Genomic DNA, 25,743 nt, shown 5'->3' with positions numbered 1-25,743 from the left:
AATAAAATATAAATTCAAAATGAATAATTACTAAGATATTTAAAGATATGTCTTCTTAAACATATATAATTCTAAATATTTCCCTTTAATCGAACCTAATCGGATATTTTTGTCAAATCAACTTAGAACCCCTTCTTATTGGGGTAAATTGCTTAAATTATTTTTACTATAAGATTATGTTACATATAAATTTAAGACATGTCCTATTATTTAGAAAGGATAGTTAAAACTTTCAAGCAAAATAAAAATCCCATCTTAATTATAAAGATGGGATTAATCAAAAGAAGAGGTCTTTTATTTATCTTATAAATGCAGCTTTTAAAAAAGGCTTTTTAGAAGAGGTGATATAACCTTGAATCTCCGAAAGATTTCCTTCATCAGTTAATAATTTTTGAAATTCAAATTCTTTGCTATTTATTATTTTTACCGCTCTTTGCATTGTAAATGGATTTACGTAGGATCCAATCATAGATAATTCTTGACTATAGATTTTGAAAGGCTCGGTTTCTTTTGCATTCATGCCTTTTGGAGTTACACCAAAGTCTATAATTTTACCACCTTTTTTTACTAAGGAAAAAGCGGTCTCTAATCCGGGGATACTGCCTGAACACTCAAATACAATGTCAAATTTTTGTTTATTAGAAAAATTATCAGGATGTGTAACTTCTAATTTTAGTTCATTTTCGATAAACTCAATCTTTTTTTGAGAAATTTCAAAAATTAATGTATTACCTATTGATAATCTGCTTAATAACATCGAAAATATTATTCCAATAGCTCCTCCACCAACTATCGCAATGTCATCAGTATATTTGAAATTTGAGAGGTCCAATCCATGAATAATACAAGAAAGAGGCTCTGAAAATATTGCACTTCTAACATCTATATCTTTATTTAAAACATAAATTTGTCTATTAGGAACTACCAATAACTCTGAAAATCCACCGGATCTATTAACTCCAACGGCTCTTAAATTTTCACACAAATGTATTTTTCCCTCTCTACAATACTGACAAGAACCACATGGAATATTAGGGTCTATTGTGATTTTTGTTCCTTTTTCTAATGTTTGAGAACTCACTATCTCTCCTACAATCTCATGACCGGGTATAAGAGGATAAGTTGCAAGTGTTTCTCCTTTAAAAATCTTTAAATCCGTCCCACAAACTCCACATCCCAAAACTTTTACCAACGATTCATCTTCTTTTGGCTGAGGAATGTCACTTTCAATTATTCCAATACTATGAGGTTCTTTAATATAAATTGATTGCATTAGCTCCACCTTCTTGATTATTGTAATTTCTTCATTTCCGACAACCTCTATTAATTCATGGAAAATAAAAACAGTAAATTCAACAATTAGATGTATTGTAAATGGTACCACATAATTTACAAAACTATCTTTCATAAATTTCAAAAAACACAATAAAAGCCTTAAAAAGTAATCTAATATTCGGAACTAATTTATAATCTAATAAAAAATCCTAGCTAAAATTTATTTAGCTAGGAATACAATACAACTAAAATTAGATAAGTTTTAATAATAACTCATAATTTTCTTAAGATGATAATAATTGTTTTAATTCCAAAACCATTTTTGTGAAAAAGTAAGATTTCTTTATTTATTCTCCAATAACAGGGGGTGTGGCCGTTTTAAAAAAATAATCAATCAAGTTTTGTGAAAAACGACATAATATAGTAAAATAAAGATAAGAAAAGTTCTAAGAGCTTGCTTACTTTTTAAAAGGAGAAAAAATTATGAGCTCTCTATTGTGGATCCTTGAATCAACAGATAAAGAAAATTTCCCATATAGAGTGTCTATAAGAAAAAATAATAAAATATTGTTGGCATTATTTGTGCAAGACAAGTGGCCTGGAGCAGGTAAACATATATTTTGCCTCAGAGATAAAGAAGAATCTGCCAACATTTATTCAGAGGTAGAAAGAATACCCATTATTTCTATTAACCGTTATGGTAAAAGACTTTCTGTGGTCCTTGATAGAAATGTTAATAAAAGATGTGACTTTCTCTTTTTAAAAAAACAATACAAAAACAAAGCTGGCGAATACGAACAAATATTTTGGCGTACCGAACAAGGCATGAAAGAGCACAAACCTCGTGTTAAATTGACAGCAAAAGGCAACAACTATCTCCACATATTAATAGATAAAAACGAAAAATACCCTTGGAAATTTACAAATTGCACTGTTGAAAAAACTCAACTTAAAGCTGGTGATTATGCTCTAATACTTAATGATGTAATAATTGCGGTGGTTGAAAGGAAGAGCTTTGAAAATATAATTTCAGACATTAAAAATTTGCCTATTTTTCATTTGAAACTTGGTGAATTAGAAAAATATAAGCATTCAGCACTTGTTATCGAAGCCAACTACTCTGATTTTTTGAATCCGGATAAATTAAAAGTTTATTCCCCTTCGTATATTTCAAAAGTAGTAGCAGAAATTTTCGCGTTTCATCCAAACTTTCAAATTATCTTCGCTGGAAACAGAAAGATAGCAAACGAATGGACCCTTAGATTTTTTCAAGCAGTTGTTTCTCACGAAAAAGAATCTATACCCAACATAGTTGAGGAAGAAACCATGCAATTCACTTCTTCTAAGGATTTTAAGGGAGGTATTTATTACGATATAAGGAAAGAAATTATCCAAAATATTGAGGGGGACTTCACTATAAATACCTTAAGAGACAAATTCCCAGTTGCCTCTGACTCCACAATTAGAAAAGTGATGAACGACCTCAAAAAAGAGGGTTTAATAGACAATTTTGGGCATGGTAAATCAACTGTTTGGAGAAAGATATAGGGACATTTCACTACTTTTTTCTGTCTACTATCTTGACTTAAGTCCAAAATTCCCTTTCAAAAAGGGGAATAAAAACCAATAAACCTCTCAAGATTGGAATTTAAGGCAATTCCCCTTCTACGAAGGGGTGGATGCAGCGTTTTATACTGCAGACGGGGTAGTCACTCTTTAATTTGCTTTTAGCAAATTATATGTACCACACCCTGTCAGACTTTCAGTCTGACACCCCTCTCAAGAGGGGAATTTAAGCCAATTTCTCGTCTGTGACCACGGAGGGAAATGGTGTTAGTATATTTATTGTCCGTGAAAACAATTGGTTAGATCATAATTAGATGCCTTTGAAATGATATCATGTCCTTCCAGTTCACTCTTTCAATGACAATCAATTATGATCTAATACGTCATAAATTTCAAAAAACATAATAAAAGCCTTGAAAAAGCAATCTAATAAAAAATCCTAGCTAAAATTTATTTAGCTAGGAACAGAACTAAAATTAGATAAGTGTTATTAATAACTCATAATTTTCTTAATGGAAAATTATCAAATGATTTCATCATGCTTTCTATATTTTCTATTCCTTCAGTTGTTCCACTTTTTGAAAGACAACAAGTTGCTGTTACTGTGCCTACCTTTAGAGCTTGAGTCATATTCCATCCTTGATGGATTGAATATAAAACCCCCGCACAAAAGGCATCACCTGCACCAACTGCTCCTTTTATGTATCCTTTTGGTAGTTCAAACGATGGTTGCTCATAAAAATTATTATTCTCATCTATCCCAAAAGCTCCTTCTGGGAAATGAATTATCACCCACTTTCTTACTCCCATTTCTTTTAATTTGATACATATAGGTTTAATATTATTAATCATCAAATTGTCGCCAGCGTCTCTTATAGGAATATTAGTTGTTAAAGAAGCTTCGATTTCGTTTATAGTACAATAATCAGTGTATTTTAAAGAAGGTGGAATAATTTTGGAAAATCTATCAGAATTTTCACTTACTAAATCTAAAGATGTTTTTATTCCCTTTTTTTGAGCCATCGCAAACGTTTTTGCCAATACTGTTCCGTATTCAGGATCGAAAGAATCAAGTCTATCTAATAATAAAGGATACCCTATATGTAATATCTTTGATTTTATTTTTTCGAAATCGAAATGAGAGAAATCAAGTAATGAATTGGCTCCACGATAATGGAAAAAAGTTCTTTCACCTGTCGACTCAATAATCATGTCATCAGTAAAAGAAGTTCCAATTTTATTTTGTGTATATACCATTTCTGTATTTATACCGTTATCTTTTAAAAATTTTAAAACATACTTACCTGATTCATCATCCCCAATCATTCCTATAGCCTGAAGGGACAAAGATTTGTCTATTTTTGCTAAGTCTATTAAAGTATTAGGTACAGCTCCTCCAACTGAATAGCCCATTGATAATATGTTTGCTAATTGACCAACTTTAGGATAGTTATCAATAATTTTTATGTAATCATATACAATAATTCCACCAATTGTAATACCTACTCTATCCATTCTACGCTTCTCCTTTTATGAATGCAAAATCAATATCATTGATAATGCTTTTAAAATAAGTCATACTTCTTAATGGCTTCATCAACCGAAGCGTTTTCGTGAACAATTTCTTTAAGACCTTTTATAAGAGATTCCATCTTAGGGTTTTGCCATACGTTTCTTCCAAATACTATTCCTTTTGCACCTGCTTCTATGGATTCTTTAGCAGCATTTAATATATCTTTTATATTATCCATCTTTGGCCCACCTAGTACAAATACAGGTACTTTCAAATGCTTAATTAATTGTTTAAATTCTGATACATTCCCTGTGTATGGAATTTTTAAAATATCAGCCCCTAGTTCAAGTGCCATTCTAGCAGCATGTTCAATTAATTTTGGGTCATTTTTTTTATCTTTCGACGTATGACTACCCCAAAAAACTGGCTCTACCATCAATGGAATATTCCATTTGTCACATTCAGTAGCGACTTTTGACACAACTTTTATACTTTCCATTTGAACATTTTCTTTTTCTCCCCAGGGTAGTAATACTTTAACTAAATCTAGAGCATTCCTTATGGCAAATTCTATATCTGAAATTACTTCATGCCCAATTATTCTTCCACTTTCACCAGGGATTGTTGATGATAAGGGAAGGTCTATAGTTAATATCCTCCCTGGGGCATCTTTTGAACAGAAATATTCATTGGTTATTTTAGTTATACCAGGGCTCATCAGAGTTCCATCTATTCCTAGTTTAATAAGCTTTTCTAATATATCTATGGGATCTTGAAGTCCTTCAATATTTCCCATTACTAATCCATGATCTATCGGAATAATAACAGATTTACCACTTTTTGAATTTAAAATGTGTGATATTCTAAGATCTTTTATTCCCATTTTTTATCCTCCTCTTTTAATTGTTTTACTCACTTTAGAAATTCTAAAACTACCTTTTAAAGAATTTTGCTGTACAAATGATTCCTTTATTTAAATATTTTTTTGAACTTAAGTACCAATGAGTAAGTTTATACTGTTTAAAAATGTTACTATTATATTTATTTATACTATTTATCTTCTTATTTTTTAGTTAAATGATTTAGACTTTTAAAAATAGGTAATTGAACTTTTTTTATATTTCATGATAAAACATATTTTCCCTATATCCTAATTCCAAGTTACTTAATCCACCACTTGATTACACGAAATTTTTCTCATATCCCTTTTGATTTTAAGAATTTCATTATGATTTTTTAGATTTTATCACTTTAAATTTTCCTATGATCTATTTTTAAAGAGTATCCTTTTAAAGTGAGATATTATGTTTAAATCATTAACTTTAATACCAATCATTAAAAAAAATTTATATTAAATTGGAAAAGCTTCTAAAATGGAAAAATAATCTTTGCCTTTTATATTATTATAATTACAAATGTGAAATGCAGTTCCAGAAGGTGCTGGCAACATATAGGTATCACCTTTCTGTACTTGTAAAATTGAGCCATTTAAATTTAAATTTAAAGATCCTTCTATTACAACTCCTATTCTTATTTCCTTATGCACTCTTTGAATACTTTTTTCAGATGTTATTAAATCACATCCAAAGTATTCATTTTGTTCCTTTTTAAATAAAGGAATTATATCATTATAATTCTTATAAATGTCTATATGTGAAAAGTTTTTATTTACCAATTTAGATCCTTTCAACTCATACTCAATTGTATTAAGCATCACTTCTTCACCAAGACCCATATGTACTTCATAATCATTAAGTTCCCAATATTCTCCTTTTTTATCAAATTGAAATACATAATCTGTAGGTTCTTGAATTTCCAATAAAAATACTCCTGGTCCAATTGCATGAATAATATTTGGCTCAATATAAAATATATCTCCAGGTTTAACATAAATTTTATTCATAAAAGATTCCATTAATTTTATTTTTTGCTCATTGTATGCTTTTATGAACAATTCTTTAGTGACGTGTTCTTTAAAACCATACAAAACATAAGGGTCTTCATTATTTATTTTTCTTCCCTCTAAAACTATCCAACTTTCACACTTTCCATGATTATCGTGAAAATATTTAGAGGTAAATTTTTTATTAGGATGAGTTTGTAAAGGAAGCCTGGTAATTGAATCTAATAACTTAACCAATATGCCGGGTGTTTTTCCTCTTTCAATTCCATCCCCAAATAATGTTTCAGCATATTCAGGAATCTCCAAAATTTTTTTAAAAGATATTTCCATATCGGAACTAATTTTAGGATCTTTAATTATTAATTTTCCTATTCCTTCCTCAGGAATAGGATCCCTATTTATAGCTAAAGTAGTTGAACCTATCCAATCTTCTGGTAAAAAATCATCTTTCGCCACCATATGTCTTCTAAATCTATCAATTAAAGCACCTCCTTTATATAACCTGCGAACTCTATTCTCTTTAATTAAAAGAGGTTTATTTAATTGTTTAATAATTTCACCTTTATTTAAAATCATGATCTAAAACCTCCTTTCCATATAATCTAGCATTTAATGCACATATGGCCGCTCCAAAACTAGTAGTTTCTTTTAATTTACTCAAAAAAAAATCTCTTTTAAACACTTTTTTTATAATATTTTGGAAAAAGGGGTTTTTCTGTAATCCAGTTCCAATACCAATTATAGTTTCACAATCAAAATCCATTTTTTGATAATAAAAATATAACTCTTCTATTATTCCATATGCTGCAGCAGTTATCAAATTTTCGTAAGTAAAATTAGTTAAACCTATATTGTCAATAAAACCTCTTAAATAAGGGTCATAACGCGTTCCATTTAACGTAGTACGAAATTTTAATGTTGAATAGGGCAAAACAGAATTTTTGATAATTTCATAAATTTTATTATCATCATAGCTTTTTTTAGTTATTTTTCTTAATATTTCCTTTGTGAAATTTTTAATAATCTCGATAGTTTTACCTGCCGACAAACTTGCCCCTACCAATAATAAATAATCATCAACAAAAGGTCTATATTCTAAAAATTCCGAAACATTATTTGTCTTACACGTAACAGAAGATATTTGTCCACTTGTGCCTATATTCATGACTAATATTTTTGACTCATCAAAAATATTTGCAAATTCATCATTAATTTTCTTTTCAAAAATAGAGCCTAGCACAGATGCTTGATTATCTCCCATTCCCAAATAAATTGGAACTCCCGATAATTGTGGAATATGGTTTCCTACATATCCAATAAAGCTACCAGCGTCTTCAATTCTAGGAAGCAAAAGATCTTTATAACCTAACTCTTCAATTAATCTATAATTCCAATCTTTAGTCTCCAAATCATAAAAACCACTACTATGAGCCAAAGAATGGTCAGTTGGTATTTCACTATATGGCTTATCACCTAATAGTTCTTTTAAAAGAAATTCAGGTGCGAAATGCAAAGAACAACCTTTAAAATCTATGATTTGAGATAAAGGCAACAAGGTAGTGACTGCATATCCTGAAGTAAGATAATGTTGAAATTTTGAAAAAAGTTCTCGATAATTCTTGTTTATATATTCAATATATGATTCATTATCTTTATATTTTTCTAAAGATCTTTGATCTTGCCAAGTGATTATATTCGTAATAGGAGTATCATTTTTTACTAAGAAAAAGCTATGCATATTACCCGTTATAGTAATTGCCTCAACTTCATTTAAATTAAAAACTTCACCTAAATCATTAATAAAACTTTTAAATTCGGATCTTACTTTTGTTATTTTAAATTCATTATTTAGTCCATCAATAATAAGACTATCATTTTTTCTATTTTTAAATAAAAAATTTCTTGTTTCGTTACTAAAGAAACAAGCACTATATGAAGTTGTACCAAAATCTATTCCTAAAGTATTCATTATTATCAAGCCTTCCCTGCACATTCAAACATTTTCATTACTTCTTTGTAAACTTCTTTAAATGCTTCTTTTGAAAAATAGGAAATTTTATCATACAAAATAGAAGGACTTTTGTTTATTAAGTTTCGTATTTTGTTTGCAACTTCTAAATATCCATAACTAAAATAATTGATTTTTCTAATCCCATTTTTTATAACACATTTATAATCTTCTTGTCTTAGCCCTGATCCTCCGTGCATTACTAAAGGAATGTTCAATTTTTTATGAATTTCTTCCAATAATTTTATATTCAGCTTTGGGGTTTCGCTGGTTATACCGTGCCTTGTACCAAAAGATACTGCCAAAGCGTCTACAGTAACATGTTTTACAAATTCTAATGCCAATAATAAATCTGTTTCTTCTGCTCTTTCAAGTGAAATCTCTTTAGTTTCACTCCCCATTTCGCCAACTTCGGCTTCTACAAACACATTTAAGGACGCTGCGTATTCAACAATTTTTTTGGTATTTTTTATATTTTCTTCTAAAGGCAAAGAAGAACCATCATACATAACAGAGCTACACCCCAATTCTATAGCTCTTCTTATTGTTTCAAAAGTAGTCCCATGGTCAAGATGAATAACTATGGGGATTGAAAATCTTTTTGCTTCATAAGTCATAATATTCATAATGGAAAAAAGGTCCACATCAACAAGTTGAGATTCGGCAATACCAATTATTACTGGAGATCTAGTTTCTTCTGCTGCTTCAAGAACTCCTCGTACTGATTCATAATTTATTGTATTAAAACATCCCACTGCATAATTCCTTTTATTTGCGTCTGTTAATACTTCTCTTAAATTAACAATAGCCATAAAATCTTCTCCTTTTATTCATTTTTAATTTTATATTTGTAGTAATAATTTTCAACAATCTTTTTTCTTTCTCCTTGTATATTTTCTTCATAAAATCCTCCGTGAATTGTTGAAGCAAGAGCTCCATTTATATTTCCTAATATACCGGCTTCTTTTAAATCTATTTGCTTGTTATTGTTCGTCAATTGTAAAGCAATTGAAGCAATTACACCACTTACAAAATTATCTCCACATCCTACAGTATCTCCTTTTGAAAGTATGCCTCTCTCTTTATCGTTAATGATATCCTCAGCTATAGGAATAAATCCTTCAAATGGAAAAGACATATTTCCTCTACTGTAAATATATGTTGGGTTTGTACCGTCAGTAATTAGTATTCCTTCTATTGGAAAAGACTTAAAAAATTTTAAAGCATCATATAAATCATTCCCTCCACTATAATGAAGCGCTTCCGATTTATTCATAATGATAAAATCAATAAAATTGTATACATCATCAGAATCACCCAAAATCCATCTTTTTTTATTTCTCATTGACGCATCACTTGCAGTACTAACAATTGTAATATTTTTATTTTTTTTACATTTTTTTAAAATATAAGAAAAGTCATTATTTACTATATATTCCCAAGCTATATGACCAAAATAATTAATATCACTCAAAAAAAAATCATTGCTAAGCTGTTGTACTTTTAAAGCTGTTGAAGGATGGATGTGAGGAGAACCGATGAAAGTACGAGAAGATTCTCCATTTTTTTCTTTTTCACAAAGTATATAAGTTAAGGTATCTTGTCCTTTTTTAATTTGAATGTGCTCCAAAGAAAGGGGGGTATTTTTTAATGTGTCATACACGTATTTTCCTATAGTAGTATCGGGAATATTAGCATAATAATAAAAATCTATATCTTTAAAATCGTATAGTAATTGTGAAGCCCCTATTGTTGCAATAATTGCTACTCCGCCTAATCTTTTGATAGGTTTTTGACCTTTTGATATATCATTTATAATGTGATTTATAGATTCATTAAAATAATTCTCCAGTTCATTAACAAGATTAGCTTCGCCAATTATAATACCATTTTTACCATCTTTACTAGCGTATTTCTTCGTTGAAAAATCTAAAAAGTTAATATCTTTATAAATATAATCAACTATCCAACATCCAACTCCAGATATTTTCATAATATTACCTCTCAAAATCAATTTGTGTTTAATTATATATTCAACTTCTGGAATATTTTGTTCTTAAAGTATCAACTATAACAGCTATTACAATTACTGAGCCTCTAACGACTTGTTGCCAATAATAGGAAATTCCCATTAATGTCATCCAGTTATTCAATACTCCCATAAGTATAGCTCCAAAAAGTGTCCCTACAAGAGTTCCTTTTCCTCCCGTAAAACTTGTTCCTCCTATAATAACTGCTGCAATAGCATCTAATTCATATCCTTGACCAATTAAACCATTTGCACTATACATTCTACTCGCGATCATTATACCAGCAAGAGCGCTAGCTAAACCACTTATAATGTAAACAGACATTAAAATTCTTTTTGTCTTTATTCCTGTATATTTAGCAGCTTCTAAATTGCCTCCTACTGCATATATTCTCATACCATATACAGTTTTTTTTGATATCCAAGCACCTATAAAAACTGCAAGAAGTGCGATCACTGCTAACCAAGGTATTGGACCTAAATAACCATTCCCTATCCAAGCAAAATTTAGATTGCTATTTATAATAGAAACACCATTTGCTAGAAGGAAAGAAGCCCCTCTAAGATAAGTCATGGCTCCAAGAGTAGCAATAAACGGAGGAATACCCACATAGGCAACTAAAAGTCCGTTTATCAAACCTGCTCCTGCTCCTATTAATAAAGCCGTGGGAACAGATAAAATTGCAGAAGGAGTCAATGAAACCTTAAGAGCAACAACTGCTGCTAAAGCCGCCGTTGATCCTACCGACAAATCAATTCCCCCCGTTAAAATAACAAAAGTCATCCCTACAGCAACTACCAAATTAATTGAAGTAGCTCTTAAGATATTCATAGTATTAGAGAAAGTTGCAAAATTAGGAGACATTAAAGCAAAAATAATTATTACCACTATTAAAATTGGTAAAATCCCAAAATCCCTCATAACAGTTTTTACTCGGTCTTTAACTATATTATTTTCACTCTTTTTTAAATTTTTTTCTTCCATTATAATTGGCTCCTTTCAGGAATTTGTTTAGATTATTTAAGTCCTGCAGCATATTTAAGTATATTTTCTTGTGTAAAATCTTTTTTCTCTGTTAACTCTCCACTTATCTTTCCGTTATGCATAATAAGAATTCGTTGAGAAAGGCCTATAATTTCTGGCAACTCACTTGATATAAATATAATTGTTACTCCTTTAATACTTAATTCACCAATTAACTCATAAATTTCACTCTTGGCTCCGACATCTATTCCTTTTGTGGGTTCATCTAAAAAAATAACATCTGGCTCTGTTGCCAACCATCGAGATAATAATACTTTTTGTTGATTCCCTCCTGATAAATATTTAACTTCTCTATTACTATCTGGAGTCTTTATATTTCTTAAGTTTACGATTCTACTTGCTTCTTCAATCATTTTCTTTTTACTTATAATATTATATTTTGATATTAATTCAGTATCCATGATATTAATCGTTAAGTTAAATGCAACAGATAATTCTAAAAACAAACCTTGTTTTTTTCTGTCCTCTGGAATATACCCCAAACCATTTTCAATTGCATTATACGGATTTTTTATAAATAATTCTTTGCCATTTAAAAATAACTTGCCACTAGTTTTTTTATTAATCCCAAATATTAAGTTAAAAAGCTCAGTACGCCCTGCTCCAACCAATCCTGCAATGCCTAATATTTCTCCCTTTTTAGCAGAAAAAGAAACGTCAAATACCTTTTTATTATCGGAGTAATTTTTAAATGTAATATATTCTTTATCTGGTAATTTATCATTATATTTATGATAATAATAATCTTTTAAAGTTCTTCCAACCATCCATTTAACTATCTGTTCTTCTTCCAGTTTATCTTTTTGCAATGTCCCTATATACTCTCCATCTCTTAAGACTGTTACAGAATCTGCTATTTTCATAACTTCTGAAAGTCTATGACTTATAAAAATAATAGTAATGTTTTTTTTCTTCAATTCTTTCATTACATTAAAAAGCTTTTCTGTTTCCTTTTCCGATAGAGATGCTGTTGGTTCATCCATTATTAGTATTTTGCTATTATAATGCAAAGCTCTTGCAATTTCAATTTGCTGTTGCTCAGCGACACTTAGTTCTTCAGCATACACTTCTACTGGAAATTCGGCACCCAAACTTCTCAACAAGTTATTCGAAACTTCTTTCATTTCTTTAATAGAAAGAATCCCGTGTTCATTTAATTCATTTCCCATAAAAATATTTTCATACGCTTTCATATTAGCAGCAATATTTAATTCTTGGCTAATAAGTACTATTCCACTTTTCAGTGCTTCTCCAACATTGTTAAATTTCACAGACTTTTTACCTACTAAAATTTCCCCTGAAGTCATTGTTTCAACCCCACCAAGAATTTTCATAAGTGTTGATTTTCCTGCTCCATTTTCTCCAACAATACAATGAATCTCTCCTTCCATTATATTGAAAGAAACAGATTTTAAAGCTCTCACTCCAGGAAATTGTTTGGATACTTTCCTTATCTCAATTAAGACTTTATTCTGTTCCATTTTTATTTTCCTCCTGATTTTACTATTACCTTTTAGAAATTCCAAAAAAATTTGAAATGTAAAAAATAATTTTTTTGATTCCAAATCTTATCAATTACTCCAATTTCTCTGACTTTTTTAGTTTCTTATCTTGTATAAGGTTATAATTTTCTATAATTTTATTTTTTGGAATTTCCTCTTTTTATAAAATATTTTTAATTATTCTAAACTTAAATGTAACCCAAAAAACACGTTTATTTATTTTGACTTAGATATCCAGGAGTTGTGTTTACACACTCCTGGATATTGCACCTATAATTATTTGTATTGTTCAGGAACAGGCCAACCAGTATATTTTCCACTCAAAACATCTTCTTTGGTAACAAGTTGAACGGGGACTAATTCAATTTTTTCTTCTGGTATGTTGCCGTTTAATATTTGCCATCCAACTTCAACAGCGTGATAAGCCATATACCATGGGTCCTGAGCAGCTGTAGCTTCAATAATACTTCCTCCTTCTTTCATGGCTGCAACAACTTCAGGAGATCCGTCAACTCCAACCACAAAGATTTCATTAGCTCTTCCAGACTGCTTTATAGCAAGTTCTGCACCAATTGCAGTAGGATCATTAACTGCCCATACTGCATCAATGTGTGGAAAAGCAGTTAATAGATCAGACATAAGGATCATGCTCAATTCTCTTCTGCCTTTACCATTTTGTGAGTCAGATAAAACATTTAAGTCGGGATATTTAGACATAACATCATCAAATCCTTTTTTTCTATCTAAAGAAGCTGAAACAGGATCCCCTATAATGGCAACAACATTTCCCTTGCCTTCAAGTTTTTCAGCTATGTATTCTGCTACAATATAGCCAGCTTGGTAGTTATTACTAGTTAATGTATAATTCACCCCACCTTCAGCACTTACATCAGATGCTATAACAATTACACCTGCTTCTTTCGCCCTTCTTACTGCCGGCGCAATTCCCGCACTATCTGCTGCGTTTAAAACTATTATTTGAGCTCCTGCAATTATAAAATCATCTATCTGCGTAAATTGTTTGTTTAAATCATTGTCAGCAGAAGCAACTAACACCCGAACGTTTTCACCTCCGATATCTTTTGCTGCTTGAGTTACAGCATCTCCCATTAGTTTAAAAAAAGGATTTCCTAAATCTTGACAAGTGAAAGCAACTGTTTTTAGTTCTACTTCACTAAAAGCTACTAAACTAAACAATGCAGTTAGAATTACAACTAATAGACCTTTTTTCACTTTGATTACCTCCTCATAAAATAATTTTGAACAAAAAACCTATCAATTTGATTCATTTCTACATTTTTTAAGACATAATTATCACCTCTCTTTAAAATATTGATACATTAAATAACATATTTAATTAGCATGTTTTAAAAATTATTTTGATGGTGGGAATTCTCTTAAAAGTTCTTTCATTAATTTTATCTTTTTGATTATGCAATAAATTATTTCCAAAATTTAAAAAATGATTATGAAAAAACTCCTTTAAACAAAAAATGCCTTCGTATATTTTTCAATATACGAAGGCATTCATGACCTTTTTATTTTTAAATTATATATCTACACCATTCATGGGCGTAAAATTTCATGTTGGTATAATTTTATAACTTTCTTATCTTAGTGTCAAATCTAATTATATTTAATTAGAATGAATTTAAGGAAAATAATTACAATTAGAAAGCAAATAATTGTTTTTTCTTATAAATTAAAAATGTTATAATAAAAAATGAAAAATTGAAAATAAAGGAGTAAAAGCAATGTTAGAAAAAATTTTAGAAATTCAAAACTTTTATGTAAAAGATCAAGGAGTAGAGGTTTTAAAAAAATTCTGTGTAATATTGCATAAAGAAGAAGTAATAACCATTGTTGGACAGGATGGTTCAGGTAAGAATGCGATTATAGATGGATTAATTGGTAACTTGCCAGCAAGTGGTAAATTGATTCATATTGGGCAAATCCTACATTTTAACTTACTTGATTTTAAAAAAAATAAGATTGAAATAGTTGATCAAAAATTGAGATTATTTGGAAATTTAACTGTTTCTCAAAATCTTTTTTTGCATATTTCTTTTTACAGAAAATTTCAATTTTTTTATCACTGGAAAGATAATAATGAGCAGACAAAAAAAAATCCTAAAAAGTTTCAATCTGAAATTGGATCCAAATACAAAAGTAAAGAATCTTACTTTAGAAGAAAAAAAAAATTTAGCATTTGTTAGGGCTTTTTCAGTGAACCCTGATGTAGTAATTTTATACGAACCGGCTGAAAATATTTCTTTAAATTCTTTGATGAATTTACATTCGATGATAAGAAAGCATAAAAAAGAAGGAAAAAGCGTAATTTACATAACCAAGCAGTGGGAAGATGCCTTAAAAATTGCGGATAGAATGGCAATATTGAATGATGGAGAAATAACAGAAATTTTAAGTTCAGATGAAGTAAAAAATAATCCTAAAAAGCTTATCAATAAGATAATGGGAATAAGCTTCGATGATAATACTGAAAATAGGGAAGAAAGACAATTAATAGAGTCAGTATTCGAAGCAGCTGAATATTTATCTTCAGAATACGAATTAGATGACATTTTAAATTTACTTGCAAAAAATGCTGCTAAAGCAATGAAAGCTGATGCTTGTAGTATATCTTTATTAGATGAAGAGACAAATACAATAATAGGAAAATCTTTTTACAAAAAAGATAAAAATATTTATTTTGTATCAAATGAAGAAGAAATCTTAAACTTGATAAGTGATTCGGAAGTTTACTATTTTACTAAAAGAGACAGAGGTTTTGAAAAGTTTTTCAAAATTAATAAAGATATTTTTAGCTTTATTTGTGTGCCTTTGTACATTAGATCAAGATTAAGCGGTATAATACAAATTTATTATAAAGATTTTTATCTATATAGCGAAGAGGAGATAAAATATTTAGAAACTATTGCTCATCAAGCCGCTTTAGCTATTCATGATACTCGACTAATGGGAAATTCTGTTCTCCTACAAGAAAGTCATCATAGAATAAAAAATAATTTACAATCAATTATTAGTTTAATGTCACTCTATAAAATGTCTTTCAAAAAAGATTCTCAAAAAAATATTGACGAAATGCTTGATGATTTGATTTCTAAAATAAAAAGTATAGCCGCTGTTCATGATTTACTATCAAAAGATAAGTTAGGAAGAAGTATAATTAACTTAAAAGAAATGATAATTCAGATTATAAAATTTATGAAAGGAACAAAGGATAAAACTGAGTTTGAATATAATTTAGATAATGTCTTTGTTTCATATAGTAAGGCATCTGCTATCGCACTTGTTGTGAATGAAATAGTTACCAACAGCTTAAAGTATGCTTTTTCTGAAAAAAATAAAGGAAAAATTTCAGTTTTTTGTAAATATAATAACGAAAAGATACAATTAGTAATCTCAGATAATGGTAAAGGATTTCCAGAAAATTTTCACCTCACAACAAATAATGGATTGGGATTGTCAATCGTATATTCAATAGTTACCAAACAATTAGGTGGAAAAATAAAGACTGAAAATGATGAGGGAGCAAAAGTATTCATAGAGATACCTTTTAAGAAAGATAAAGAAAATATTTTTGAAGAAAAAATTGAAAAAGTTTGAAAAATATTGGGGGGGTTATTCGATGAAAAAATTAAAGATTGTTATCGCTGAAGATGAATATATTATTTTAATGGGGATGAAAAATAATTTAGAAAATTTAGGTTATGAAGTCGTAGGAGAGGCTACTAACGGCAAAGAGCTGGTAAAAATTGTTTTAGAAAAAAGCCCCGATTTAATAATAGCTGATATAAATTTACCTGTAATGGATGGTTTGGAGGCATTAAGATATATTTCTCAAACAAAGTTTGTCCCCTCAATTATCGTTAGCGGATATGATGATGAAGAATTAATAAGCAAAGCAAAAGATATAGGAGTGTTAGGATATCTGATTAAACCAATAGACGAATCTGATTTAAAAGCAGCAATAGAAATAGCCCTTTCTAGATTCAAAGATATAAAAGAGCTTAAAAGCGAGCTAGAAACCACAAAAGAAGCTTTAGAATCTCGAAAAATAATAGAAAGAGCGAAAGGAATAGTTATGGAACGATTACAGTTAAGTGAAAGCGAAGCTATGAAATTTCTTCAAAAGAAGAGCAGAAACTCAAATAAAAAAATAGTAGACGTTGCAAATGAGATTATAGAAGCAGACAAAGCTTTCAGATTAGACTAAAATATATACTCATATTATTTGTCTTTTACTTCTTCCATTTTATATTCCATAATATTATTTAGAATATTTTTGTCATCGCGCCATTTATCGCGAACTTTTACATACAGGTCTAAAAAAACCTTTTTTTCAAAGAGTTCTTCTATATCCTTTCTGGCTTGTTGGCCGATATTTTTTATCATACTACCATTTTTTCCAATTATAATTGGTTTTTGACTTTTCTTCTCGACATATATCTCTGCTCTTACATACAACATTCCGTTCTCTCTTTCCTTTAATTCTTCAACAACCACACCACTTGAATGTGGAATTTCTTCTTTTGTTAGAAGGAATATTTTTTCTCTTATCAATTCAGCGATTATAAACCTTGAAGGTTTATCAGTAATCATATCCTCTGGATAATATTGTGGGCCAGTGGGTAAGAGATTTATTATACATTCTTTAAGTTTTGAAAGATTTTCGCCAGTTACTGCAGAGATTTCCAAAGTTTCAACAATGTTTGAACATTCTCCTTTTATAATTTCTGCCATTTCTTTTACTTTTGATCTATTTTTTAGAAGGTCTATTTTGTTAATTAATAAAATAGTAGGAATTTTTGATTTGTTAACTATTTCAGCTACTCTTAAGTCTGAATTTCTAACACCTTCTGTGGCATCTATCATAAAGAGAATTACATCAACGCCTTTTAAAGCGTTAACAGCAATATTAACCATATATTCTCCAATTTTTTTTAACGGTTTGTGTATCCCTGGGGTATCCACAAAAACAATTTGATAATTCGCTTCAGTTAAAATACAATTTATTCTATTTCTCGTAGTTTGGGGCTTTTCTGAAACTATAACTACCTTTTGACCCATTAAAGCATTTATCAAGGTGGATTTCCCAACATTGGGCTTTCCGGCTAAAGCCACAAAACCACTTTTGAAATTATTATCCTCCATCTTTTCCTCCCATTACTATCATTCTTATTATGTACATATTTTAATACAATATAATTTGAAAGTCAAATTGAAAACAAATATGCTATAATTTTTGTGTAAGCTTAAGATTGTAAAAACTTTTTAAAAAGGGGGTGAAAAAAGATGGTATCGATAGCTAACAATGTTTCTTTGAAGGTTGAAAATTTAAACTCCCATGTTGGAGAATTTAAATTAAAAGATATCTCTTTTGAATTATCCGCTGGAAATGTTTTGGCAATTTTAGGCCCTTCAGGATCAGGGAAAACAGTTCTTTTAAGAACTTTAGCAGGTTTAAACAAAACGGATTCTGGAACTATAACATTTGATAATGAGCGAATCGAAAAGTACTCACCTAGAGAAAGAAAAGTAGGGTTTGTTTTTCAAAATTATGCGCTTTTTCCACATTTAGATACAAAATTAAACCTAGGCTTTCCGTTGTACATCAGTGGCAAAAAGAAGAAAGAAGTATATTCAGAAGCGATAAAAGCTGCAAAAGAGCTTAATGGTCTGCCTAATTACTTAGAATTAAGACCTGATGAATTACCCGAAGGAATCAAACAATTAATTGCTTTTGGTAGAGAAAAATTACATGATTGTAAGTTGTTATTACTTGATGAACCGTTGAGTCAACTGGATAGAAAAATTCACGTTGAGATGAGAGCTTTACTAAAGAAATTCATTCACGAGTTAGGAAAAACTACAGTAATTGTTTTTAGCGATCCTGAGGATGCCTTATCAGTCAGTGACTATTTAGCAATAATCAATGATGGAGAAATATTACAATTTGGCGAGACGTTCGACGTTTACAAAAATCCAGCTAACTTAAAATCTATGGAGCTAACTTCCAGATTGGGGTTAAATACCCTAGACGTTGAAATCAAAGGTGAAAAATACAAACTATGTTTTAGACCAGAAGAAATAGAAGTTAAAGAAAAGGGTTTTAAAGCAAAGATCATTGAAAGCTATATATACGATTCAACTCATGATTTAGTAGAATGCGAATACGAAGGTAAACCCATAAGACTTTTAGTAAATAAAGAAACACCCGAAGAGTTCTTTTTTATACCAACAAATCCTCAATATTTTGAAGTATGATTAAATTTTTTTCTAGAATGAAGATTTAAAAAAAAGGAGTAAGATATGGGAAGAAAATATGTTTTTGGTAAAAGCTGGTGGGGTCAAAAATGGGTAGAAGCTCTTGAGAAGATAGATGTGGATACAAACAGACTACCACGTGGGAGGAGGTATGCAAAAAACGGCTCTGTTTTAGAAATAAAGATTCAAAAAAACTTTAAGATAGCAGCAAGGGTACAGGGAACAAGACCAAATCCTTACAGAGAAAAAATTTCATTACCTCTTTTCACAAATGAAGAAAAGGAAAAGATTAAAAAGATTTTGAACGAAAGGCTTGACCTATCAGCGATGTTATTAAGTGGTAACCTTCCTCACGAACTTCTTGTTATCGCTCAAGAAGAGGGCGTTGAATTATTTCCAAAAAGTTGGGACGATATAGACGCTCATTGTTCCTGCCCTGATTGGGCAAACCCTTGTAAACATTTGGCCGCGGTTTATTATATTATAGCCGATGAAATAGATAAAGATCCGTTTCTAATTTTTGAAATGCGTGGTATGCAAAAAAAAGAATTAATGGAAATTGCTGAAGAAACAGGGAAAAACACAGACCCACTTTTTACAAATGAGATCGAAGAAAAATCAATCCCTAAAAAACAACCGGAAGTATCTTACGAACAATACGAAATTGAAAAGGTAATAAAACTATTACCAGATGAAGCATATTTCTACGATGGATACGACTTCAAAACTCTTCTGTTAAATATGTACAATAAATTGCCTAGAATATTGTTAGAAAATACTGAAAATATAACAGAGGAAGTCAACCCTTATTTCAAAGATTCTGATATAAACTTCTTATACTCTCCCATAACTCCCAAAGTAATTTTAAAAGGAGAAGAAATAAAAGAAGCCAAATTAAAAAAAGTCAACAATCATTTTGAAAGTACAAGTCAAGATTTCTTTGATTTATTTGAAAGCATTTCTCTTATCCAAAATGATGGTGATAGTGAACAATCTTTATTTTTAAAAAAAATAATTTCTTTTGCACATAATCTCATAGACTTAAAAGCCTACATACCTTTTCCTAAAAAAATCGACGAAAACAATTTTGTTATTGACTATTTAGCACTTGATTTTAACGATTATGTAAAAGAATATCTTGATTATCTCAAATCAATCGTTCCAACTGGAATTGTAGTAAACGAAAAAGATCAATATATGAAAAAAGATAAAGTAGTTGAATACCTTATTTCACAGTACATAAAATACATAATAGCAAAATATTATACGGTAGAAAAAGAAAATAAGATAACTGAAGTGTTTTTTAAATCCAAAGTTTATACAGCAGAAAAGTTTGAAGAAAAAAGAACATATGAAAGCATTAAAAATTACCTCGAACCTTTGTTTTTAAGACAAAGCAAACATCAATTGGTAATAAGCTTGGAAGAAATTGGAGAGATGTTTTTCAACCTCTCTCTTGATATATATAGAAAAGACGAACCTTTTGATACATATACAGACATTAAAACCTTTTTTGAAAGTAACGAAGAAGGAAAATCAGATGTATTGAAAGAAATCGCTACTATTGCCAAATACGCTGAATTCTTTGGGCAGTTTTTAAAGAAAAAAAGTTCAAAAATAACAGTTATTCCACAGCAACTAAGTGAAATAATGATAAACGCGATGCCAATACTCAGACTTTTAAACGTTGAGATACTAGCCCCAAAAGGCCTCCAAAAAATCTCAAGACCGAAATTGGCTGTAAAAGCTAGCTCTTCTACTAACAATCTTTCTTTCCTTTCTTTAGGTCAACTACTAGATTTCGATTACAAAATAGTAGTTGGAGAATCTGAAATTTCTCTCGAAGAGTTTAAGACTTTAGCAGAAAAAACAAAAGGAATAGTTAAAATTAAAGAAAATTATGTTTTTTTAGCTCCCGATGAATTTGAATCTATAATGCAAAAGATAGAAAAAATAAAAATTACGTCGAATTTTGAAGCATTAAAAGTTATACTATCCCGCCGAATTAACGGCTTGCCGTTAATCTTAGATAACAACCTTGAAGAATTCTTAAAAGATTTAAGAAAAATATCTCCGGTAAGAATACCAAAATACCTCAAAGCAGAACTAAGGCCTTATCAAGAAACGGGGTACAGGTGGCTCTATACGAATATTAATAAAGGGTTCAACGTATGTATTGCTGATGATATGGGGCTCGGAAAAACTGTACAAGTTATTTCAGTTATATTAAAAATGAAAGAAGAGAATAATCTAAAAGAACCTGTTTTAATTATATGTCCAACAACTCTCGTTGGGAATTGGTTTAAGGAATGTGAAAAGTTCGCTCCGAATCTTAAAGTGAGTATCTATCATGGTATGAATAGAGAATTCCCAGACAGTTCCGAAGTCATTATAACAACATACAGTATTGTAAGGAACGACATAAAATTCTTAAAAGAAAAAAATTTTTCTTTGGTAGTTATTGATGAAGCTCAGAATATTAAAAATCCTGATGCACAACAAACAAAGGCAGTAAAATCTTTAAAAGCCTTAAGAAGGATTGCTATGACTGGAACACCCATTGAAAACAGGCTAACTGAACTGTGGAGTATTTATGATTTTTTGATGCCTGAATACTTGGGAAAGAAAAAAAGTTTTGTAACTTTGTTTGCAAATCCCATTGAAAAAAACGGCGATACAAAAGCAATAGAAAGACTTCAAAATATGATTAATCCATTTTTAATAAGAAGAATAAAAACGGATAAAAATATAATAAAAGATTTACCTGAAAAATTTACATACAACGAATACATTTATCTAAAGCCTTCACAAATAGCGCTATACAAAGAAGTTGTAGAAAATATTGAAGAAGAACTAGAAGCCATGCAAGAAAACGGCATTAAAAGAAAAGGATTAATATTTAAGCTGCTAACTTCTCTAAAGCAAATATGTAATCACCCAGTAAATTACACAAAAAAAGGCATTCCCAAAGCGCTTGATTCAGGAAAAACTGAGAAACTTATGGATTTAATACAAAATATTATAGAAAAAAACGAAAAGGCCGTATTATTTACACATTATAAGGAAATGGGAGATATATTATCAGAAATTATTTCTAAAGAACTTAAAATCGAACCGTTGTTTTTTCATGGTCAATTAAACAGAAAAAAACGCGATGAACTTGTTAACAATTTCCAAAACAAGCATAGATATCCAATAATGATACTCTCTTTAAAAGCAGGCGGAACTGGCTTAAACCTTACGGCAGCTAATCATGTAATTCATTATGATCTATGGTGGAATCCTGCTGTTGAAAACCAGGCTACAGATAGAACATTCAGAATAGGCCAAACAAAAGATGTTATAGTGCACAGATTTATTTCTTTAAACACCTTTGAAGAAAAAATTAATGAAATTCTTGAAAAAAAGAAAGAATTAACTGAAAACATAATAACAAGTGGGGAAAATTGGATAACAGAACTATCTAACAAAGAAATCAAAGATTTGTTTAAATTTGAGAGTTAAGTTCATATTTTGGAAACATTAAAATAGTGGAAGATTGTAGTCGCCGGACAAGGTCTATTACATTACATATGCAACTGCTTATGGTTACATTGTTCCCAAAAACATAGAATAGATTGATTAGTAGAATATGGTTAGGCACATTAGATAGAGACTTTATAAATGAAGTGTTTCTAAAAATACGTATTTGAATTTAAAATGGGTTCAGGGCGGAGCCCTCTTGCCTCTCCTTGACTTCACAAAACAAAAAAGTTAAATTTTATAAAAATCTAAGTTTTGAAATTTCTAAAGTGGTGAATAATCTTTTAAAGGGGATGATTTTATATGGAGGAAAAAATTCTACAAAGTTTAAAGAAAATGCTCCCTATTCCGAAAATAGAAGATAAACGTAATGTGTTGTGTATTCTTCCTCATCCAGATGATGGAGAAATAGGGGCAGGGGGAACTATTGCAAAATTAAAATCATTAGGTTCAAGGGTTACTTATCTCATGGTTACAGAAGGAGGTGCGGGGATTAAGGGAAAAAGCCGTGAAGAAACAGCCAAGATAAGAAAGAAGGAACAAGAAAATGCTGCAGAATTATTGGGTGTTGATCAAATTATTTGGTTAAACTATCCTGATGGTGGGAGATACGATATAAACGATGTAAGAAATGATTTAAAGAAAAATATTGAAAATGTTGAGCCTGATTTAATTTTAACGGTAGATCCATTTTTACCTTATGAAACTCATCAAGATCATAAAATTTGTGGATTAGCTACGGCACAGGCAGCAGCTAATAGTTTAAATCCTAAAGCTTTAATTGCTTTTTTCTTTACCGCGTACCCTAATCAGTATGTTTCTGTTGATGATTTTTGGGAGAAAAAAATGGAAGCTATTAAAATTCATAAAAGTCAAATTACAAAAGAATTCTTTTTAATTATTCAACAATATTTTGGATTAAAAGCGAATGTATATGGAGAAAAAATAGGATGCAAATATGCTGAAAATTTTAAAGTTTTATTTCCAATAATGTTGCATTGTTTTGAAGAAGCCATGTGGATATAATTACAAATGGTTCTCTCGCGAATGGTGTAGGTAATTAAGCCAAAGTTAAATTAAGTGTAATTCCTCTCCCCAGAGAGGTAAATTCACTAAAACGTAAAGACAAGGTGTGAGGTATTCTTCGGTATTCGTACCGAAAAAGCTAAAGAAATTCGGAGTTAGTAAGGATTATAGTTAGGGAAGTATTTTTTAAAAAATTTAAAACTAAAATATTAATAAAACTTAAGTTTTAAAATTTCTAAAGTGAGCAAAGAAAGAATTCATAGGAGGGATAAAATTAGTACAATAAATAGCATTTCTTATCGTAAAACTCATCCTTTCCCATATGCCTTAGGAATGTTAGGCATTACAATTCCAGGACAGATGATAGGGGCATATTTAGTATTTTTTTATAACGATGTTTTAGGTATTTCGTTAACAATGATATCGTTGATTACAGTTTTTGCTACTATTTGGGATGCTATAAACGACCCTCTTTTTGGATATTTTTCCGATCGTACTCGTACCAAAATAGGTAGGCGTAAACCCTGGATGTTAATATCTGTACCGCTATATTGTATATCGTATATTTTTTTATTCTCGCCTCCTTTATCAGTTCGAAAGGTTTTTTTATTAGTTGTTTATTTTGCCATTTTTTCTATGTTTACTGAAACCTTATCTACTATTGCTTCGGTTAATTATCATTCACTATTTCCGGAACTTTTTATAGATAGTAAAATAAGGACAAGATCAAATGCTTTAAGACAAGCTTTTCAATTTGTCGGATTAATTGTGGGAGTAACATTAGCTCCTATCTTAATTGAAAGATATGGATATTCCATAACAGCTACTTTCATGATACTAATAGGTATGTTTTTTTATCTAATTGCAGTTTTTAGTATTCACGAAAGACCTGAATATATAGAAAGTGAAGCTCCAACTTTAAAAGAATCTTTAAAGGCCGTAATGGCAAACAAAAATTTTTGGGCAGTTAGTTTAACTAACTTTTTTTATCAAGCTTCGCTTGCGATACTACTGTTAAGTATTCCTTATTTCATCAAATATACCTTAGGTTTAAGCGAGGCTAATGCGGCTTATTTAACAGGCGCTGTATTTATAACAGCTATTCCAGCTATGTATTTGTGGGTTAAAGTAATAGATAAGCTTGGGGCTTTGACAGCGTGGCGTACTTCTTTGTTATTTTTAGGAATCGCAGTTATACCAATCTTCTCCGCTAAATCTTTAGTTTTTTCTATGATTGCAGGTGTTCTTATAGGCGTTGGGATTGCAGGAGTTACTGCCAATATTGATTTGATATATGCAAAAGTGATAGATGCGGACGCAAAAGCTTCAAACCTTAGGCGTGAAGGGATCTATTTTAGTGGTTTTCAGTTTATTATACATTTTTCAGGGTTAGCAAAAAGTTTAGTACTATTGTTAGTTACACTGATATTCGGTTTTGTTGATGGTAATAATCCAGGGGAACATCCTGATTTAGCTGCACGTTTTATGATTTCAGTTTTTCCTGCTTTGCTGATGGCAGTTTCTTTTATTATTTCTTTTTTCGTAAGGTTCAAAGAAGAAAAACAAGCTTAATAACGAACTGGCCTTTGCTAAGATAAATACAGTAAATACAGGAAAAAATAAAGAATTTATCAAGAAGGATATGTTATCATTTCAGTAACATTTAATTGTGATTCTTAGGTTGACAAATACAGATTTGCTAAAAGCAAATTAAAGAGTGACTACCCCGTCTGCAGCATAAAACGCTGCATCCACCCCTTCGAGGAAGGGGAATTGAACCAAAATACTTCTCAAATACTCTATTAAATAAAGCTATTTCTACTTCACAAAAGGTGAATTTTACTTTCCAAACTAAAACCATCACTATTATGGTATAATTTAAATAGATGACCTCAATCCTACAAACAAAGGAGAAGAACAATGTCGAACAAAGACTCAATATTCAAAGAACTCTTTGAAGACAATGAAATATTCTATGACTTTCTAAAAGCCTTTCTACCAAAAGAAATAACAGATAAAATAAAAGTAGAAGATTTAAAAAGAGAGACAAACAGAACATAATAACG

20 protein-coding genes are annotated in these 25,743 nt (G+C 30.1%); 9 read left to right on the top strand and 11 right to left on the bottom strand.

The annotated features are described in order from the left end of the window. Positions 1–298: 298 nt before the first annotated feature. Positions 299–1,273 carry an alcohol dehydrogenase catalytic domain-containing protein gene (locus PW5551_RS08210; RefSeq protein WP_158526169.1) on the bottom strand — a complete coding sequence of 325 codons (975 nt, stop codon included), beginning with the start codon at positions 1,271–1,273 and terminating at the stop codon, positions 299–301. Between the two features lie 485 nt (positions 1,274–1,758). On the opposite strand from PW5551_RS08210, the gene PW5551_RS08205 reads away from it, so the two are divergent. Further along, positions 1,759–2,823: an ERCC4 domain-containing protein gene (locus tag PW5551_RS08205; protein ID WP_113075296.1), complete on the top strand. Its 1,065-nt coding sequence runs from the start codon at positions 1,759–1,761 to the stop codon at positions 2,821–2,823. Between the two features lie 516 nt (positions 2,824–3,339). Here the strand turns inward: PW5551_RS08205 and PW5551_RS08200 are convergent. The 9 genes from PW5551_RS08200 to PW5551_RS08160 form a co-directional block, all read right to left on the bottom strand. After that, entirely contained in the window at positions 3,340–4,356 is a 1,017-nt protein-coding gene (locus PW5551_RS08200; protein ID WP_113075295.1) for a carbohydrate kinase family protein, read from the bottom strand. 50 nt (positions 4,357–4,406) lie between these two features. Further along, positions 4,407–5,237, bottom strand: coding sequence for a class I fructose-bisphosphate aldolase (locus PW5551_RS08195; RefSeq protein WP_113075294.1), 831 nt, complete (start codon positions 5,235–5,237; stop codon positions 4,407–4,409). A gap of 468 nt (positions 5,238–5,705) precedes the next feature. Next, entirely contained in the window at positions 5,706–6,833 is a 1,128-nt protein-coding gene (locus tag PW5551_RS08190) for a class I mannose-6-phosphate isomerase (RefSeq protein WP_113075293.1), read from the bottom strand. After that, positions 6,820–8,226 (bottom strand): sedoheptulokinase, encoded by a 1,407-nt coding sequence (locus tag PW5551_RS08185; protein WP_158526168.1) that lies wholly within the window; start codon positions 8,224–8,226, stop codon positions 6,820–6,822. The genes PW5551_RS08190 and PW5551_RS08185 overlap by 14 nt, the downstream gene beginning before the upstream one ends. Positions 8,227–8,231: 5 nt before the next feature. After that, entirely contained in the window at positions 8,232–9,077 is an 846-nt protein-coding gene (locus PW5551_RS08180; protein WP_113075291.1) for a class II fructose-bisphosphate aldolase, read from the bottom strand. Positions 9,078–9,091: 14 nt separating this feature from the next. Beyond that, positions 9,092–10,258 carry a carbohydrate kinase family protein gene (locus PW5551_RS08175; protein ID WP_113075290.1) on the bottom strand — a complete coding sequence of 389 codons (1,167 nt, stop codon included), beginning with the start codon at positions 10,256–10,258 and terminating at the stop codon, positions 9,092–9,094. Positions 10,259–10,298: 40 nt separating this feature from the next. Next, positions 10,299–11,279 (bottom strand): ribose ABC transporter permease, encoded by a 981-nt coding sequence (locus PW5551_RS08170; protein ID WP_113075289.1) that lies wholly within the window; start codon positions 11,277–11,279, stop codon positions 10,299–10,301. Between the two features lie 32 nt (positions 11,280–11,311). After that, positions 11,312–12,820 carry a sugar ABC transporter ATP-binding protein gene (locus tag PW5551_RS08165; protein WP_199562264.1) on the bottom strand — a complete coding sequence of 503 codons (1,509 nt, stop codon included), beginning with the start codon at positions 12,818–12,820 and terminating at the stop codon, positions 11,312–11,314. A gap of 297 nt (positions 12,821–13,117) precedes the next feature. Then, positions 13,118–14,074, bottom strand: coding sequence for an ABC transporter substrate-binding protein (locus PW5551_RS08160; RefSeq protein WP_199562262.1), 957 nt, complete (start codon positions 14,072–14,074; stop codon positions 13,118–13,120). Between the two features lie 521 nt (positions 14,075–14,595). Between PW5551_RS08160 and PW5551_RS08155 the strand changes: the two genes are divergently transcribed. From PW5551_RS08155 to PW5551_RS08145, 3 genes are read left to right on the top strand one after another with little or no spacing between them, the layout of a single operon-like run. Further along, complete coding sequence (locus PW5551_RS08155; protein ID WP_113075288.1) at positions 14,596–15,057, top strand: ATP-binding cassette domain-containing protein; 462 nt, start codon at positions 14,596–14,598, stop codon at positions 15,055–15,057. Further along, positions 14,993–16,468 (top strand): ATP-binding protein, encoded by a 1,476-nt coding sequence (locus PW5551_RS08150; protein WP_233488493.1) that lies wholly within the window; start codon positions 14,993–14,995, stop codon positions 16,466–16,468. The genes PW5551_RS08155 and PW5551_RS08150 overlap by 65 nt, the downstream gene beginning before the upstream one ends. 22 nt (positions 16,469–16,490) lie before the next feature. Next, positions 16,491–17,078 (top strand): ANTAR domain-containing response regulator, encoded by a 588-nt coding sequence (locus PW5551_RS08145; protein WP_113075286.1) that lies wholly within the window; start codon positions 16,491–16,493, stop codon positions 17,076–17,078. A gap of 14 nt (positions 17,079–17,092) precedes the next feature. On the opposite strand, the gene era is transcribed toward PW5551_RS08145, so the two are convergent. After that, the gene (gene era, locus PW5551_RS08140; RefSeq protein ID WP_113075285.1) at positions 17,093–18,016 is read right to left on the bottom strand and encodes a GTPase Era; all 924 of its coding nucleotides are present in this window, start codon (positions 18,014–18,016) and stop codon (positions 17,093–17,095) included. Positions 18,017–18,157: 141 nt separating this feature from the next. Between era and PW5551_RS08135 the strand changes: the two genes are divergently transcribed. The 5 genes from PW5551_RS08135 to PW5551_RS08115 all read left to right on the top strand — a co-directional run bounded on the left by PW5551_RS08135 (position 18,158) and on the right by PW5551_RS08115 (position 25,738). Further along, positions 18,158–19,129 (top strand): ABC transporter ATP-binding protein, encoded by a 972-nt coding sequence (locus tag PW5551_RS08135; protein ID WP_113075284.1) that lies wholly within the window; start codon positions 18,158–18,160, stop codon positions 19,127–19,129. A gap of 45 nt (positions 19,130–19,174) precedes the next feature. Further along, entirely contained in the window at positions 19,175–22,633 is a 3,459-nt protein-coding gene (locus tag PW5551_RS08130; RefSeq protein ID WP_113075283.1) for a DEAD/DEAH box helicase, read from the top strand. Between the two features lie 321 nt (positions 22,634–22,954). Further along, entirely contained in the window at positions 22,955–23,677 is a 723-nt protein-coding gene (locus PW5551_RS08125; protein ID WP_113075282.1) for a PIG-L deacetylase family protein, read from the top strand. A 240-nt stretch (positions 23,678–23,917) separates the two neighbouring features. Continuing rightward, positions 23,918–25,249, top strand: a complete 1,332-nt coding sequence (locus PW5551_RS08120; RefSeq protein ID WP_199562260.1) for an MFS transporter — start codon at positions 23,918–23,920, stop codon at positions 25,247–25,249. Positions 25,250–25,597: 348 nt separating this feature from the next. Continuing rightward, complete coding sequence (locus PW5551_RS08115) at positions 25,598–25,738, top strand: Rpn family recombination-promoting nuclease/putative transposase (protein ID WP_233488492.1); 141 nt, start codon at positions 25,598–25,600, stop codon at positions 25,736–25,738. Positions 25,739–25,743 lie beyond the last annotated feature (5 nt).

The sequence above is a fragment of the Petrotoga sp. 9PW.55.5.1 genome, from assembly GCF_003265365.1.
Taxonomy (GTDB): domain Bacteria; phylum Thermotogota; class Thermotogae; order Petrotogales; family Petrotogaceae; genus Petrotoga.
This window is presented reverse-complemented; position numbering and strand designations above follow the sequence as displayed.